Origin of the sequence: Glycomyces sp. L485, from assembly GCF_022548875.1 — a bacterium.
Lineage (GTDB): Bacteria > Actinomycetota > Actinomycetes > Mycobacteriales > Micromonosporaceae > Glycomyces.
Map to the genome: position 1 here is coordinate 4,595 of NZ_JAKZEW010000027.1, position 15,491 is coordinate 20,085.

Annotated in this window: 16 protein-coding genes and 2 pseudogenes; 16 read left to right on the plus strand and 2 right to left on the minus strand. The window is 69.3% G+C overall.

All coding sequences use genetic code 11. The features are described 5' to 3' along the window. The 16 genes and pseudogenes from L0U85_RS13700 to L0U85_RS13775 form a co-directional block, all read left to right on the plus strand. Positions 1-354 (plus strand): annotated as a pseudogene (locus L0U85_RS13700) (cell division protein DivIVA); the annotation flags it as partial. Positions 355-584: 230 nt separating this feature from the next. Then, positions 585-1,220, plus strand: a complete 636-nt coding sequence (locus L0U85_RS13705; protein ID WP_241378321.1) for a hypothetical protein — start codon at positions 585-587, stop codon at positions 1,218-1,220. Between the two features lie 277 nt (positions 1,221-1,497). Continuing rightward, positions 1,498-2,025, plus strand: a complete 528-nt coding sequence (locus L0U85_RS13710) for a TraR/DksA family transcriptional regulator (protein ID WP_241378322.1) — start codon at positions 1,498-1,500, stop codon at positions 2,023-2,025. 26 nt (positions 2,026-2,051) lie between these two features. Next, positions 2,052-2,627: a signal peptidase II gene (gene lspA / locus L0U85_RS13715; RefSeq protein ID WP_241378323.1), complete on the plus strand. Its 576-nt coding sequence runs from the start codon at positions 2,052-2,054 to the stop codon at positions 2,625-2,627. Then, a complete protein-coding gene (locus L0U85_RS13720; RefSeq protein WP_347177440.1) occupies positions 2,627-3,568 on the plus strand; it encodes an RluA family pseudouridine synthase in 942 nt (313 codons plus the stop codon). The genes lspA and L0U85_RS13720 overlap by 1 nt, the downstream gene beginning before the upstream one ends. A gap of 508 nt (positions 3,569-4,076) precedes the next feature. Then, positions 4,077-4,850, plus strand: a pseudogene (locus tag L0U85_RS13725) (chromosome partitioning ATPase); the annotation flags it as partial. A 58-nt stretch (positions 4,851-4,908) separates the two neighbouring features. Then, positions 4,909-5,583, plus strand: a complete 675-nt coding sequence (locus L0U85_RS13730) for a DUF2567 domain-containing protein (RefSeq protein ID WP_241378326.1) — start codon at positions 4,909-4,911, stop codon at positions 5,581-5,583. A gap of 45 nt (positions 5,584-5,628) precedes the next feature. Further along, complete coding sequence (gene hisD / locus L0U85_RS13735) at positions 5,629-6,936, plus strand: histidinol dehydrogenase (protein ID WP_241378327.1); 1,308 nt, start codon at positions 5,629-5,631, stop codon at positions 6,934-6,936. After that, positions 6,933-8,066: a histidinol-phosphate transaminase gene (locus tag L0U85_RS13740; protein ID WP_241378328.1), complete on the plus strand. Its 1,134-nt coding sequence runs from the start codon at positions 6,933-6,935 to the stop codon at positions 8,064-8,066. Before hisD ends, L0U85_RS13740 begins: the two co-directional genes overlap by 4 nt. Beyond that, a complete protein-coding gene (gene hisB, locus L0U85_RS13745) occupies positions 8,067-8,675 on the plus strand; it encodes an imidazoleglycerol-phosphate dehydratase HisB (RefSeq protein ID WP_241378329.1) in 609 nt (202 codons plus the stop codon). Beyond that, on the plus strand, positions 8,672-8,833 hold the full coding sequence (locus L0U85_RS13750) for a hypothetical protein (protein ID WP_241378330.1): 162 nt from the start codon (positions 8,672-8,674) through the stop codon (positions 8,831-8,833). Before hisB ends, L0U85_RS13750 begins: the two co-directional genes overlap by 4 nt. 9 nt (positions 8,834-8,842) lie before the next feature. After that, on the plus strand, positions 8,843-9,460 hold the full coding sequence (hisH, locus tag L0U85_RS13755) for an imidazole glycerol phosphate synthase subunit HisH (RefSeq protein ID WP_241378331.1): 618 nt from the start codon (positions 8,843-8,845) through the stop codon (positions 9,458-9,460). After that, positions 9,457-10,185 carry a bifunctional 1-(5-phosphoribosyl)-5-((5-phosphoribosylamino)methylideneamino)imidazole-4-carboxamide isomerase/phosphoribosylanthranilate isomerase PriA gene (gene priA, locus L0U85_RS13760; RefSeq protein WP_241378332.1) on the plus strand — a complete coding sequence of 243 codons (729 nt, stop codon included), beginning with the start codon at positions 9,457-9,459 and terminating at the stop codon, positions 10,183-10,185. The genes hisH and priA overlap by 4 nt, the downstream gene beginning before the upstream one ends. A 35-nt stretch (positions 10,186-10,220) precedes the next feature. Further along, entirely contained in the window at positions 10,221-10,604 is a 384-nt protein-coding gene (locus tag L0U85_RS13765) for a Rid family hydrolase (protein WP_241378333.1), read from the plus strand. 95 nt (positions 10,605-10,699) lie between these two features. Further along, a complete protein-coding gene (locus L0U85_RS13770) occupies positions 10,700-12,427 on the plus strand; it encodes a methylmalonyl-CoA mutase family protein (RefSeq protein WP_241378334.1) in 1,728 nt (575 codons plus the stop codon). A gap of 655 nt (positions 12,428-13,082) precedes the next feature. Next, positions 13,083-13,880 (plus strand): SigB/SigF/SigG family RNA polymerase sigma factor, encoded by a 798-nt coding sequence (locus tag L0U85_RS13775; protein ID WP_241378335.1) that lies wholly within the window; start codon positions 13,083-13,085, stop codon positions 13,878-13,880. Between the two features lie 193 nt (positions 13,881-14,073). Here the strand turns inward: L0U85_RS13775 and L0U85_RS13780 are convergent, their stop codons facing one another. Together L0U85_RS13780 and L0U85_RS13785 are read right to left on the minus strand one after the other, a co-directional pair. Continuing rightward, a complete protein-coding gene (locus tag L0U85_RS13780) occupies positions 14,074-14,640 on the minus strand; it encodes a hemerythrin domain-containing protein (RefSeq protein WP_241378336.1) in 567 nt (188 codons plus the stop codon). Between the two features lie 346 nt (positions 14,641-14,986). Beyond that, positions 14,987-15,403 (minus strand): CBS domain-containing protein, encoded by a 417-nt coding sequence (locus tag L0U85_RS13785; protein WP_241378337.1) that lies wholly within the window; start codon positions 15,401-15,403, stop codon positions 14,987-14,989. Positions 15,404-15,491 lie beyond the last annotated feature (88 nt).

Here is a 15,491-nt window from a genome sequence, read left to right on the forward strand (position 1 = left end):
GCCGAGAGCACGGTCTCCGAGGCCCGCGCGCAAGCCGAGGACCTCGTCGGTCAGGCCCGAGACAAGGCCGAGCGGCTCGAGATCGAGGCCGAGAAGGAGCGCCAGAAGGTCATGGGCGCGCTGGAGAACAAGCGCGCCTCGCTGCTCAAGCACATCGAGGAGCTGAAGACGTTCGAGCGCGAGTACCGCACCCGTCTGAAGCTGTACCTGGAGAGCCAGTTGCGCGACCTCAACGGCCAGCAGGGCGTCGACGAGTCCGCGGAGGAGATCGCGGCCCAGCCGGTGGAGAACGAGCGGACGGGCAAGACCGCGGCACGCTCCGGCGGATTCGCCGGACTCCCGACGCGCGGGTGACCTCTGCCGCTCGTTTGGCCCGCCTCCAGGCCATAACCTGAACGGGCATCGCCTCGTTAGACATGAGTGAGCAGGTGAGGGCGTCCTCCGTCGTCCTCGGCGAAGCTCGCGAGCCATGAAACGGCCCGTTCGCCCTCACCGCCACGCATGCGTTCGGATTCGGCGGCCCCTCGGCCGCTCGGGACTGCGCGGGAAGGTGGAGACCGCCCGCGCTGGGGAGGCGACTCGTCGTGTTCGTCAGCAGCCTGCTGATCCTCGTCACTGCGGCGGTCTTGTTGACCATCGGCCTGACCTCGGGCAACGACCAGCTGCTGTTCTCGTCCATAGCGGCGAGCCTCGCGGCCGGCGTCGCCCTCTATATGGGGGCTCGCAGCCGCCCACCGCGCCCGCGTGTGCCCCGGCATCGCCCCGCCGCGGACGACGCCCCGCGTCGCCCCGCCGCGGACGACACCCGGCAACTCACCCGGATCGGCGTCGACGACAGGCCGACCCGTGAAATCCCCGTCGTCGCCGGACGCGTCTTCGAACCCACCGACTACGCGGTGGACCGCGAACCCGAGATCCGGTTCGAGACCCCGCCTCGGCGCGCCGCCGGCGGCTCACACGCCGCCTCCGGCCCCCTGGAGCTGCGCGACGAGCCCATCGAGCAGCACATGACCAGCGTCGAGGCCGCCGCGCTCATGCGACTCGACGCCGAGGTCGCCGTCGTGGACGGGCGCCCCCGCTTCCACCATGCGAACTGCGTCCACCTGGTCGGACGCGACTTCGAACCGCTCGCCGTGGCCGAGGCCGTAGGACTGGGCTTCACCCCTTGCGCTCTGTGCGAGCCCGCCTCGCGCCTGCTCATGGCGCCGGCCGGGCGCTGACGGGTACGCACAGTCGGGAGTCAAGTTCCCGAAGTAATTGACCTGGTTGCAGGTGTTGCGTATCCTGTGTGCTTAATTGCGCGGCGTGCGCCCGTCTCAGCGGTCGTATCCGCGCATTGTCCTCGTCTTGACGAGGTGTCATGAGGTATGCGACCTGGGGAGCCACGATGCCGAACGCCGCCGCTCTGAGCACGGCCGGGGAGGACCCGCGTTCGGCAGCGCGGTCAGCCCCGCGCCGACCGGAACCAACACCGACACACCCCTCCAGAGGCCCGTCATGAGTGCAGCCAAGAAGGTCCAGAAGCAGGCCGCCGCCAAGAAGGCGGCCAAGAAAGCGCTGAAGAAGACCACCGCGAAGGAGTCCACCGCCAAGAAGGCGGCGAAGAAGACCACCGCCAGGCAGGCCGCCGCGCCCGCCGTCGAGTCCGAGTCCGCGCCCCTGCGCACCGACTCCGAGCAGGCCGAACTGCGCGCCGCGCTCAAGGAACGCCTCGACGAGCTCGTCGATGAGCAGCAGCGTTTCGTCGAGTCGATCGCGACCGCGCAGCGCGATCGCCTGTCCGACACCGCCGGGGACGACCAGATCGACTCCGGCTCCAAGACCGTCGAGCACGAGCACGAGGTCACCGTCGCCAATGCGATCTCCGAACGGATCCGGCAGGTCAGCCACGCGCTCGACCGGCTCGACGACGGCGACTACGGCATCTGTGAGAAGTGCGGTAAACCCATCCCGGCGGCTCGTCTCGCCGCCTTCCCGTCGGCTACCCTCTGCGTCAGTTGCAAACAGCTTGAGGAGCGACGCTGAGCGAGGAAACGCAGCCCGACACCGAGATGAACGGTCGCACGGAGCGAGACGACGACACCCCTGACCGCGCCCCGAGACGCAGACCGGCGCTCATGCTGGCCTGCTATGTCATCGCGGCCGTAGCGATCGGTCTCGACCAATGGACGAAGACGCTGGCGGTGAACGGGCTCGACCCGGCCGAGCCGGTGCGGCTGTTCGGCGGCATGGTCTACCTGAGCCTGACGCGGAACCCGGGCGCCGCGTTCAGCATCGCCACCGACTACACGTGGATTCTCGCGATCGTCGCCTCGGCCGTGGTCGTGTTCCTCGCCTTCCTGGCGCGCAAGATCGTCTACCCGGCGTGGGCGATCGCACTCGGCCTGGTCCTCGGCGGCGCGGCCGGGAACCTCATCGACCGGATCTTCCGGGAACCGGGCATAGGGCTGGGCCACGTCGTCGACTTCATCAGCGTGCTCCAGCCGCACGGGAGGGCGTTCCCGATCTTCAACGTCGCAGACTCCTCGCTGGTGTGCGGCGTCATCCTCATCGTGCTGCTGGAGCTCACCGGGCACGGCTTCTCGCCGGCCGCGCGCCGGGCCGCGGGGAAAGAGGACGAGCAGTGATCGCCGAGCGCCCAACGCGCTCGCTGCCGATCCCCGAGGGCTTCGAGGGCCAGCGCGTCGACCAGGTCGTATCTCGGTTGCTGGGCCTGTCTCGCACGGTCGCGGCCGAGCTCGTCACCGCAGGGGACGTCATCGTGGACGGCCGCGCCTGCGCCACGAAGTCCGAGCGGGTGAGCTCCGGAGCCTGGCTCGAAGTGACGCTCCCGCCGCCGCCCGAGGACGTCCAGGCGGTCGCGCCCGAACCGGTCGAGGGCCTCGACGTCATCCACTCCGACGACGACATCGTCGTGGTCGACAAGCCCGTCGGCGTCGCCGCCCACTCGAGCCCGGGCTGGACCGGCCCGACCGTCACCGGCGGCCTCGCCGCCGCGGGATACCGGCTGTCCGTCCACGGCGCCGACGAGCGCCAGGGGATCGTCCACCGGCTCGACGTCGGCACCTCCGGCCTGATGGTCGTCGCCAAGAGCGAGCGCGCCTACTCAGAACTCAAGCGCGCCTTCAAGGAACGCCGCGTCTCCAAGCGCTACCGGGCTGTAGCGCAGGGCCACCCCGATCCGCTGTCGGGCACGATCGACGGGCCGATCGGGCGCCACCCGCGCCACGACTACAAGTGGGCGGTCGTCGCCGACGGCAAGCCGAGCGTCACCCACTACGACACCATCGAGGTCTTCCCGGGCGCGTCCCTGATGGACATCGTCCTGGAGACCGGTCGCACCCATCAGATCCGCGTTCACTTCTCGGCTCTCGGCCACCCGCTCGTCGGCGACGCGACCTACGGCGCCGACCCGACCATGACCGAGAAGCTGGGGCTGACCAGGCAATGGCTGCATGCCTATCGGCTGGAGTTCGTCCATCCCGGAACGGGGCGTACCGTCACCTTCGAGAGTGAATACCCCGAGGATCTCCAGTCGGCGCTGGCACGGTTGCGGGTCGAGCAATGAGAACCCACTAGACTTCAGTTGTACTGGACGCCCGGCGCAGGGTCGCGCGGGGTAACGCATGTCTCTCCGAGCCGCTCCGCGCGCCCGCGATTCACGACGGGCCTTCAGAAATCGTTGTGTTCTAATGGTCGCGGGTGGTAGTTGTAAGGCGCCGGAACGTGCGGTATTCAGAACGGCCGAGAGGAGGTTGCGCATGGGCTCACCCGAAGCTTGGAGCGAACGCCCGGATGCAGGTTCGCGATGGCGGAACTTGCTGGGACGAGGACGCGGCCGAGGTGGCGCGCAGCAGGCGCCGACACCGCCGCCGCGTGAGGCGTACGCCTCCCCTCCGGTCGCGCCGGCTCCGCCTCCGCCTCCGACCTCCGCGCCCTCCGCCGGGCGCAGGCCCGTCCCGCAGCAGATGCCGCCGCAGACCCCGCCGCGCGCGCCGCACCAGGGGCTTCCGCCCTCCTCGATCAGGCACCAGGCGCCGCCGAACGCCGGACCCAATCCGGCCACCATGGAGCGTCTGCGCCGCGACCTCGGCCGAAGCCAGGTCGTCGCGTTCATCAACCCGAAGGGCGGGGTCCACAAGACCACCGCCACCGTGCTCTCGGCCGCGGCCATGGGCACCGCCCGCGACGGCGGCGTCATCGCCTGGGACGACAACGAACTGCGCGGCACGCTCGGCCTGCGGGCCGGCTCGGCCCGGCACGGGCGCACCATCCGCCACCTCGTAGAACACCTGAACGAGGTGGAGGCGGCGGGGGTCCACCTGCCCGAGCACCTCGACGAGTTCCTCCGGCACTCGGCCGACGGCTCGTTCGACGTCCTCGCCGGCGACGAGGACCCGAAACTCCAGCGCCACCTCGACCCGACCACGGTCCTGCGGGTGCTCGACATCCTCACCCGCACCCACCAGGTCGTCTGCATCGACACCGGCAACAACGTCGAGTCCGCGAACTGGCGCACCGTCGTCTCCTCGGTCGACCGGCTCGTCGTCACCACCGTCCCGCGTGAAGACGCCGCGTTCTCCGCCGACTGGATGCTCGACCTGCTGGAGGAGAACGGCTACGGACACCTCGTCCAGAACGCGGTGACCCTCCTGTCGATGCCCACGCCGAACCAGGGGCCGCTCCTGGAGGACCTGCGCAAGCATTTCGCCTCCCGCACCCGCGCCGTCGCCGTCGTGCCCTACGACCCGGCTCTGGAGCCGGGCGCCAAGATCGAGTTCTCGGCGCTGCGCCCCGGCACCCGCACCGCCTGGTTCGAGGCCGCGGCGACCATCATCGACGGACTCTGATCCCTTATACGCCTGCGCCCCCGGGCGGTCGTTTCACCGCTGTGGCAGGATCGTGCCCGTGACTGACGAAGCCGAGCGCACCGCCGAACTGCGGCCCGCCGAGTCCGGGCAGACCCAACGCTCCGAGGGCACCGCCGGAAATCGCCGCGGCCGCACCCTCGGCCGCGACCTGCTCGCGGCCGGGACGCTCGCCTTCATCCTCACCGCGCTCGGCTTCCCGTTCGCGATGCTGTGGCAGATCATCACGCCCAGGGTCGAGTTCGTAGCGACCGAGGCCGCCTGGGTCGGCGTCGAGATCTACCCCGACGGCTATGTCCTGGCGGACCTGTACTTCGCCGGCATGGGCCTGGTCCTCGGCGTCCTCGCCGCGATCGTCTCTTGGACCGCCATGCGCGAGCGGCGCGGCCCGATCGCGCTCCTCGGCCTGGTCGTCGGCTCCGTGGGCTGCCAGGTGGTGGCCTGGCGCATCGGCCAGGCCGAATGGGAGGCGTTCTGGGACGCCATGCGGAGCGCCACGCCCGGCGTTCACATGTGGCGTCCGCCGTCGGTCCTGTTCGTCGAGCTCGACCCGGGCGCAGCCTGGGAGGCGCTCAAGGTCGGGCATTTCACAGAGGCGCTCTCCTCGCTGCAACTCGGCGCGCTCGCCGTCATGGCCCTCGCGGCGGTCTTCACCTACACCGTTTGCGCAGGTTGGTCGCGTCGGTCCAGCCTTCGGTCGGACGTTCCCGAATAGCGGTATCCCCGTCGCGCGCGAATCGGCGGCCATTACGCTTGTAGCGTGCTCAGACGCATCGATCTTTCTGGAGAAGTAGCCGATCACCCGGTCCGCGCCCTGCGTGGACTGCTGCCGCGCGCCGCCTTCGACGTGAACGCGGCCGTGCGGGAGAACCAGCCGCTCCTCGACGACATCGCCGACCGAGGCAAGGCCGCCGTCGTCGAACTCGTCGAGAAGTGGGACGGTGTGCATCTTGAGCACCTGCGCGTCCCCGAGTCCGCGATCAAGTCCGCCGTCGACGGCCTCGACGAGAGACTGCGCCGCGCCTACCAGACCTCCATCGATCGAGTCCGCGCCGCACACGAGGCCCAGCGCCTCCCCGAGGTCGTCACCGAGATCGCCCCCGGCGGGACCGTCACCGAACGCTACGTGCCGGTCGGCCGGGTCGGCCTGTACGTGCCCGGCGGCCTGGCCGTGCTCGCCTCCTCGGTGATCATGAACGCCGTCCCCGCCCAGATTGCCGGGGTCGGCTCCATCGCGCTCACCAGCCCCGCCCAGAAGACCAACGGCGGCCTTCCGGACAACGGCATCCTCGCCGTCGCCGGGATGCTCGGCATCGACGAGGTCTACGCCGTCGGCGGCCCCACCGCGATCGGCATGTTCGCCTACGGCACCGACGAGTGCGACCCGGTCGACATGATCACCGGCCCGGGCAACATCTACGTCACCGCCGCCAAGCGAGCCGTCAAGGGCCTCGTCGGCATCGACGCCGAGGCCGGAACCACTGAGATCGCCGTCATCGCCGACGGCGGCGCCGACCCCGCCCACGTCGCCGTCGACCTCATCAGCCAGGCCGAGCACGACCCGGCCGCCGCGAGCGTCCTCATCACCGACTCGGCCGAGCTGGCCGACGCGGTCGACGCCGAACTCGTCGCCCGCGTCCCCGCCACCCGCCACTCGGAGCGCATCGCCACCGCGCTGGCCGGGGAGCAGTCCGGGACGATCCTCGTCGCCGACGTCGACGAGGCCGTCACCGTCGCCGACGCCTACGCGGCCGAGCACCTGGAGATCCAGTGCGCCGACGCCCGCGCCGTCGCCGACCGCGTCCGCAACGCCGGGGCGATCTTCGTGGGCGCCTACTCGCCGGTGTCTCTCGGCGACTACTGCGCCGGGTCGAACCACGTGCTGCCCACCGGCGGGTGCGCCCGCCACTCGGCGGGGCTCAGCGTCCACACCTTCCTTCGCGGCGTCCACATCGTCGACTACTCGCGAGAGGCGCTCGAAGCCGTCGCCGCCGACGTCGTGACGTTCGCGAACTCCGAGGACCTGCCCGGCCACGGCGAGGCGGTCTCGGCGAGGTTCGCCCGATGACGGAGATCGAAGACCTGCTGCGCGAAGACCTGCGCGGCAAGACGCCCTACGGCGCGCCGCAACTCGACGTGCCGGTGCAGTTGAACACGAACGAGAACGCGTACGCGATCCCCGACGACGTCGCCGCCGTGATCGAGCAGTACCTGTCGCGCCAGGTCCGCAGCCTCAACCGCTACCCCGACCGCGACGCGGTGGCCCTCCGGGAGGACCTCGCCGCGTACCTCGGGCAAGGCCTGACCGTCGACCACGTGTGGGCCGCCAACGGCTCCAACGAGCTCCTCCAGCAGCTGCTCCAGGCGTTCGGCGGGTCCGGCCGCACCGTCCTCGGCTTCATGCCGTCCTATTCGATGCACCCGCTGCTGGCGCGCGGCACCGGCACGGCCTTCGTCGACGCCGGACGCGAGGCCGATTACACGCTCAGTCCGGCGTTCGTGCGCGACGCGATCACCGAGCACGACCCCGACGTCGTGTTCCTGGTGAGCCCGAACAACCCGACCGGGACCGCGCTCGGCGCCGACGTCATCGACGCCGCGTACGAGGCGGCTCGCGGGATCGTCGTCATCGACGAGGCCTACGCCGAGTTCGCCCGCGACCCGCGCTCGACCGCGCTGAACCGCCTCGAAGGCCGCCCGCGCCTCGTGGTCACCCGCACCATGAGCAAGGCCTTCGCCTTCGCCGGGGCCCGCGTCGGCTACCTCGCCGCCGACCCCGAGCTCATCGAGAAGCTCCTGCTCGTGCGCCTGCCGTACCACCTGTCGAGCCTCACCCAGGCCGCCGCCCGCGGCGCCCTCGCCTGCGCCGCGCAGCTCCAGGCCGAGGTCGACGAGCTCAAGCACCAGCGGGACCGCATCGTCAAGAACCTGCGCGCCAAGGGCCTGCCCGTCGCCGACTCCGACGCGAACTTCGTGCTCCTGGGCGGCCTCGCCGACGCCGCCGCCGTCTGGCGGGCCGTCCTCGAGGAGGGCGTCCTCATCCGCGATGTCGGCCTGCCCGGGCGATTGCGGATCACCGCCGGCACCGAGGAGGAGACCACCGCTCTCCTCGACGCCTTCGACACCGTCATGGGCCGACGGCCCGAGCTATTCTGCGCCAATTTATGGTTCGCAAGCTTCACCGAGAAGGAGCAGTAAATGAGCCGCACGGCCCGCATCACCCGCACGACCGGCGAGACCGCCGTGGACGTCCACGTCGACCTCGACGGCGCCGAGAGGACCGTCGAGATCGCCACCGGTGTCGGCTTCTATGACCACATGCTCCACCAGCTCGGCAAGCACGGCGGCTTCGACCTCAAGGTCGATGTCAAGGGCGACCTGCACATCGACGCCCACCACACCATGGAGGACACCGCGATCGCCCTCGGCCAGGCCTTCGCCGAGGCCCTGGGGGACAAGGCCGGCGTCGTCCGCTTCGCCGACGCCTCCGTGCCGCTCGACGAGGTCCTGGCGCGCGCCGTCGTCGACCTGTCCGGGCGGCCCTACATGGTCCACGAGGAACCGGTCGACATCGCCCCGATGATCAACACCGACTACCCGACGTCGATGACCCGCCACATCCTCGAGTCCTTCGCCTACCACGCGCGGATCTGCCTGCACGTGAGCGTGCTGCGCGCCTCGAACCCGGGCCAGAAACCCGACGCGCACCACGTTATCGAGGCCCAGTTCAAGGCCCTCGCCCGTGCGCTCAAGGCCGCGACGAGGATCGAGGGCGACGAGATCCCGTCGACCAAGGGCGTGCTGTGAACGAATACGTCGGCCCCGTCCTGCTCATGGCGCTCGCCGGGATCCTCATCGGCGGCGCGCAGAGCCTGCGCAAGAACGAGAAGTACGTCCCCGCCCTCATCTGCGCCCTCGCGGCCGCGGTCGCGTTCATCGGCGGCGTCTTCCTCATCTACGGCTAGGAGCCCGAAGTGTCCAAACCAACCGTGGCGCTGTTCGACTACGGCTCCGGCAACCTCCGGTCGGCCTTCCGCGCCCTCGAGCGCGCCGGCGGCGACGTCGAGCTCACCAGTGATCCCGACTCCGCCCGCAGCGCCGACGGCCTCGTCGTGCCCGGCGTCGGCGCCTTCGCAGCCTGCATGGACGGCGTCGTCAAGCACGGCCTCGACGTGCTCGTGCGCGAGCGCGCGGCCGCACAGGCTCCGGTGCTCGGCATCTGCGTCGGCGAGCAGGTCATGTTCGCCGAGGGCGTCGAGCACGGCGTCGAGACCGCCGGCATCGGCGTCTTCGAGGGCCGCGTCGACCACCTCAAGGCCGACCGCGTCCCCCACATGGGCTGGAACACCGTCGAGGCGGCAGAAGGCATGCGCCTGTTCGCCGGGATCGACCCCGCCGAGCGCTTCTACTTCGTCCACTCCTACGCGGCCAAGACCGCCCCGCCCGGTTCCCTGGTCGCCACGACCGTTCACGGTGAGCCGTTCATCGCCGCCGTCGAGCGCGGCCCGGTCTCGGCCACCCAGTTCCACCCCGAGAAGTCCGGCGACGCCGGAGCCGCCCTGCTCGCCAACTGGATCAAAGGATTGAAATGAGTACACTGCAACTCCTTCCCGCCGTCGACGTCACCGGAGGCAAGGCCGTCCAGCTCGTCCAGGGCGTCGCCGGCTCCGGCAAGCAGTACGGCGACCCGCTCGAAGCCGCCCTCGAATGGCAGCGCCAAGGCTCCGAATGGCTCCACCTGGTCGACCTCGACGCCGCCTTCGGGCGCGGCACCAACCACGAGCTGCTCGCCCAGGTCGTCGCGAAGGTCGACATGCAGGTCGAGATCTCCGGCGGCATCAGGGACGACGAGACCCTGAAACGCGCCTTGAACTCCGGGGCCCGCCGCGTCAACATCGGCACCGCCGCGTTGGAGAATCCCGAGTGGTGCGACCGGCTCTGCGGCGAGTACGGCGACCGCGTCGCCATCGGCCTCGACGTCAAGGGCGGGCGCCTGGCCGCGCGCGGCTGGACTCGCGAGGGCGGCGAGCTGTTCGCGACCCTGGAGCGCCTGGAGCGGGCCGGGTGCGAGCGCTACGTCGTCACCGACGTCAAGAGCGACGGGATGCTCTCCGGTCCCAACCTCGACCTGCTGCGCAGCGTCTGCGAGGCCACCGACAAGCCCGTCATCGCCTCCGGCGGCGTCTCCTCGCTCGAGGACCTGCGCGCGCTGGCGGGTCTGACGGACCTAGGCGTGGAAGGCGCCATTGTCGGAACGGCGCTGTATGAGCGTAACTTCACGGTCGCTGAGGCGTTGAACCTGCTGAAGGAGCTCTAAACCCTCAGGAGGCGCGCGTGGCTCTGGTTCATCGAGTGGAAGAAACAGGGCCGTGGGCGCAGCTCTACGGCTATTCGCGCGCGGTGGCGGTGGGGCCGCTGGTCGTCACCAGCGCCTGCACCGCCGACGTGGACGGACGTCCGAGCCTCCTCGACGACCCCGCTGCGCAGGCCAAAGAGGCGTTCCGCACCGCGCTCGACGCGATGGTCCACGCGGGGGCGAGCGTCGCCGACGTGGTGCGCTCGCGCCTGTACGTGACCGACCCCGCCCACGCCGATCCGGTCGGCCGCGTCCACGGCGAGTTCTTCGGTGTGGTGAAGCCCACGGCCACCGTCGTGACGGTCTCCCAACTGTTCCATCCGGGGCAGCTCGTCGCCGTCGAACTGGAGGCGTTCCGCGCCTGGCGCGACATCGACTGACCCCGCGGACGGACCTTAACGACCGTTCAGTATTCGAGTAGTCTGGGACTGTGCCAGTCCATGGCTCGCAAGCTTCGCAAGGTGGAGGTGCCGCAGTGGACCCTGAGGAAATCGCCCGAGCCCGCGATCGCTGGGAGAAGCGCTACGCGTCCGCCGCGAAGCGCGAAGCCGACTTCACGACGCTGTCGGGAATGGAGGTCGAGCCGGTCTACGGCCCGCCCGAAGGGGCCGCCGACCCCCGGATGGAGCGGATCGCCTGGCCCGGCGAATACCCGTACACGCGCGGGCTCTACCCCACCGGCTACCGCGGCCGGGCCTGGACCATCAGGCAGTTCTCCGGCTTCGGCAACGCCCAGCAGACCAACGAGCGCTACAAGATGCTGCTCGGAGCGGGCGGCGGCGGACTCAGCGTCGCCTTCGACATGCCCACGCTCATGGGCCGTGACTCCGACGAGCCGGCTTCGGCCGGCGAGGTCGGCCACTGCGGCGTCGCCGTCGACTCCACCGTCGACATGGACGTCCTCTTCGACGGCATCGACCTCGGCTCGACCACCACGTCCATGACGATCTCCGGTCCGGCCGTGCCGATCTTCTGCATGTACCTGGCCGCCGCCGAACGCCAGGGCGTCGACCTGTCCACCCTGGACGGCACGCTCCAGACGGACATCCACAAGGAGTACATCGCGCAGAAGGAGTGGCTGTTCCCGCCCGAGCCGCACCTGCGGCTCATCGGCGACCTCATGACCTACTGCGAGGCCAACATCCCGCGCTACAAGCCGCTGTCGGTCTCCGGCTACCACATCCGCGAGGCCGGCTCGACCGCCGCGCAGGAGCTCGCCTTCACGCTCGCCGACGGCTTCTCGTACGTCGAGCTGGGGCGCTCGCGCGGGCTCGACGTCGACCGCTTCGCGCCGGGCCTGTCGTTCTTCTTCGACGCCCACATCGACTTCTTCGAGGAGATCGCGAAATTCCGCGCGGCCCGCCGCATCTGGGCCAAGTGGATGCGGGAGGTCTACGGCGCCAAGACCGAACGCTCCCAGTGGCTCCGGTTCCACACCCAGACCGCCGGCGTCTCCCTGACGGCCCAGCAGCCGTACAACAACGTCGTGCGCACCGCCGTCGAGGCGCTCGCCGCCGTGATGGGCGGGACGAACTCGCTGCACACCAACGCGCTCGACGAGACGCTCGCGCTGCCTACCGATCAGGCCGCCGAGATCGCCCTGCGAACCCAGTCGGTGCTGCGCGACGAGACCGGCGTGACGAGCGTCGCCGACCCGCTCGGAGGATCCTGGTACGTCGAGGCCCTCACCGACAAGATCGAGGCCGCCGCCGAAGACCTCTTCATCCAGATCCTCGCGCTCGGCGGCGAGGCCGGGGACGACCCGGCCGAGACCGCCAGGGAGGCGGCCTCGCGCCACGAGATAGGCCCGATGACCACGGGGATCCTGCGGGGCATCGAGGACGGCTGGTTCACCGCCGAGATCGCCGAAGCCGCATTCGCCTACCAACGGCAGCTGGAAGAGGGCGCCAAGCACATCGTGGGCGTCACCGAGCTGACCGAGACGGTCACCCCGGAGCTGGAGATCCTGAAGATCTCCGACGAGGTCGAGCACGAGCAGCGCGCGGAGCTCGGACGCCGCCGCGCCGGGCGCGACCAGGCGGCCGTGGACGCCGCGCTGGCGCGGATGGCGGAGGTCGCCAAGGGCGAGGGGAACCTCATCGAGCCGATCCTGGACGCCGCCCGCGCAGAGGCCACGCTCGGGGAGATCTGCGAGACGCTGCGCGAGGAGTGGGGCGAGTACCGCGAGCCCGCCCGAATCTAGGTCCGCCTTTACCGCAACGGTTCGAGTAACCGTTTCTCCATGGGGTGCTCCACGACTGCGCAGGGATTTCGCCGGACGGACTCAGAGGGGAAGAGCACGTTCCGGACCCGCCGCCTCGAAATGGGTTCGACGTTCGCTGTGAATAGTTATTAGCACCTGCGGGAATTATATGTCGAATTACATCGAAGAGGATGTTTCAGTGGTTGTCGTGGAATGAAATAATCGCGTTAAGGCTGTTGCGGCAGTGAAGTGATGGGTAGTAGAGTCCCTGTTCATGACCCTGTTCGTCCGCGGACATCCCATCATGTGCCTCATTCGAATCATTTGTGTGATTGGCATCACCAAAAGGTTTGGAAGAAAATTCACTGTTGAATCCGCTGACGAGTTGATCTTGCCGTAGTACGCTGATCTAATAACGCGAACCACTCATCTGAACCAAATCACGGAGGTGGTCGACAGACACGTGAATCGGGCGGAGACCGCAGCTATCACCCAAGAGGCTCCGTTTTGCCCAATGGAAGAGATTCACAAGCTCGACCCCCACGCCAGTCCCCGGACGCACCCGAACAGTGCCGCACACGCGGCAGGCCCATGGAAGCAGGAACCGGCGCACCCGCCGGAGCAACGCAGACACAGCGGGCAGGATGGGATTCCCATGGCGGACAAGCATTCACACGAAGGACGTTTCAGTTCGAACGAGTACGGACACCTTGCGCCGCTCTTTGAGGAGCTGGAGCAACTCGAAGAAGGCGACCCACGACACTGGGAAGTCAGGGACCGCCTCGTCACCGGCTACCTGCCGCTCGCCGAACACATCGCCCAACGGTTCTCGGGCAAGGGCATAGCGAAGGAGGACCTGATCCAGGTGGCCTCGGTCGGCCTCATCCACGCGGTCGACAGGTTCGACCCGCACCAGGGCGCCGACTTCCTCTCCTACGCGGTCCCCACGGTGATGGGGGAGGTGCGCCGCCACTTCCGCGACACCAGCTGGCCGATGCGCGTCCCGCGTCGGCTCCAGGAGCTGCGGCTGTCGATCAATCAGGCGAACTCCGAGCTCGCGCAGAGACTCGGCAGACCCGCCACGCACGCGGAACTAGCCGAGCACCTCGGCATCTCCGAGAGGGAGGTCGAGGAGGGCTACGAGGCACGGCAGGCATACCGGGCGGTCTCGCTCGACGAGTCGCCGTTCGAAGACCAGGAGCGGGCACCGCTGGCCGAATCGGTCGGCCAGGAGGACAGCGCCCTCGAATTCGTTGACAACCACGAGTCGCTGGTGCCGCTCATCCACGACCTGCCCAGCCGCGAGCGCCGCATCCTGGCGCTGCGCTACTTCGGCGACATGACCCAGACGCAGATAGCCGAGGAGGTCGGCATCTCGCAGATGCACGTGTCGAGGCTGCTCAACCGAATGCTCCACGACCTCCGTGAGGGCCTGACCAGCGCCTCGACTTAAGGTCGTTCGCTCGCGGGGCCGTGGACGCTCACGGCGTCCCCCCGGCCCCGAGCGGGCCGTCCGAACTCGGGCTCGACCTCCGACTGCCGGCCCACGGCGGCCCGCCGCCTTCACCGGTCCCCTCGAGGACCCGTCGCCGCATCGGCGCAGCAGTCCGCGAATGCCCGTCCTTCCCGTAGAGGTGCGGACGGGTTCAACCGGTCCGCTGGTTCAGCGCCGTCCGGATCTTGTCGATGAACCCCTGTCCGGCATCGAGGACGCGATCCTTCGGCAGCTTCTCGGTGGCGTGCGGATTCGGCCGGGTCGGTGAGACCTCCTCGGCCCACAGCATCTTCCCTCCCAGCTCCTCCAGCTCGGATTCGGAGCAGGCCTCCTCGACCCTCGGCAGGAAGTGCTCCTCCTCGTCCCGGACGTGGTGGCGTGCGCTCTCGATCAGCTCGCGCAGCTTCTGCTCGAAATGCGGGTGCTCCGGTCCGAAGACCTCAAGGCCGCGCATGAGCACCTCGGTCTGCCCATGCTCGGTCAGCTCGTGTTCGACCAGCCGGTCGCCGTCCGGCAGTCTCTTGGACACCTCCGGGTAGACGAACCGCTCCTCGGCGGCGAAATGGCGCTCCATCTCGGCGATGGCGTGGTCGACCAGGGCCTTCCGCTCGTCGAGATGGCCCCGGTCGTTCTCCAGCTCGGTGAACACCTCCTCGACTCGGCGATGGTCCTCTGTGATGACCCTGATCAGATTTCGGTCCTGACTTTCGTGCGGCATGACGTCCCCCCAGGCATGCGGCTGAATATTCCGGTTCGGGAAGTACCCCCGGGCTCCGGCCCGAAACGCGAGGCGCCACCGGGCGCCGTACCGGGTACCCGTCGCCGAACTGCGGGAACACCCGACGAAGGAGCAAGACGATGACGCCACGCTCACTCCCACCTCGCCACCGTCCACCCCTCCGCCGTGCTGCGTCTGCGCGAGCCCGGCCGCGGGGACGCGTTCGTCGACCTGCGCAAGGCCGCCGAAGTCGTCGGCGAACGCGAGCGGCACCGCGCCCGACCCCGGACACGGCGACGGGCGCCGCGTCCCCTCCGCGCGGCGCCCGTAGGTGTTTCCTAGTACCTCACGCCGAGATCGACTCCACCAGTTCGCCGACGGTCGTCTCGGGCAGACTGCGGGCCACGTCGGCGAGCGCGATGATGCCCACCAGCCGGTGATCGTCGATCACCGGTATGCGGTGTATCTGGTGCTCCCGCATCTTCGCGATGGTGATGTCGGCGTCCTCGTTGGCGTCGGCCAGGATAAGGTGCCCCTGCGGAAGCCGGTCCACCGTGTACTTCTCGGGGTCCTTCCCGGCGGCCATCACCTTCACCACCAGGTCGCGGTCGGTGACCATGCCCTTGATCTTGTTGTCGTCGGCGCCGCAGATCGGCAGGCAGCCGACGTTCATCTCGGCCATCATCCGCGCCGCGTTCGCGGCGGTGTCATCACTGCGGACGCAGGTCACGCCCGGGTGCATGATGTCTCTCGCCGTCGCCATATCCATCAGCTCCTCTCTTCGACCCGCTCGCTCCCGGTGCGTTGGCCGGGCCGCTGCGAGTGCTGCCTGTGGGTACCCGCGCCTCCCG

What these genes read in the sequence shown, in the direction of transcription:
- L0U85_RS13710 (WP_241378322.1), top strand. Translation starts at nt 1,498, where the DNA reads ATGAGTGCAGCCAAGAAGGTCCAGAAGCAGGCCGCCGCCAAGAAGGCG.
- lspA (WP_241378323.1), top strand. Translation starts at nt 2,052, where the DNA reads ATGAACGGTCGCACGGAGCGAGACGACGACACCCCTGACCGCGCCCCG.
- L0U85_RS13740 (WP_241378328.1), top strand. Translation starts at nt 6,933, where the DNA reads ATGACGGAGATCGAAGACCTGCTGCGCGAAGACCTGCGCGGCAAGACG.
- hisB (WP_241378329.1), top strand. Translation starts at nt 8,067, where the DNA reads ATGAGCCGCACGGCCCGCATCACCCGCACGACCGGCGAGACCGCCGTG.
- priA (WP_241378332.1), top strand. Translation starts at nt 9,457, where the DNA reads ATGAGTACACTGCAACTCCTTCCCGCCGTCGACGTCACCGGAGGCAAG.
- L0U85_RS13775 (WP_241378335.1), top strand. Translation starts at nt 13,083, where the DNA reads ATGGCGGACAAGCATTCACACGAAGGACGTTTCAGTTCGAACGAGTAC.
- L0U85_RS13780 (WP_241378336.1), bottom strand. Translation starts at nt 14,640, where the DNA reads ATGCCGCACGAAAGTCAGGACCGAAATCTGATCAGGGTCATCACAGAG.
- L0U85_RS13785 (WP_241378337.1), bottom strand. Translation starts at nt 15,403, where the DNA reads ATGGCGACGGCGAGAGACATCATGCACCCGGGCGTGACCTGCGTCCGC.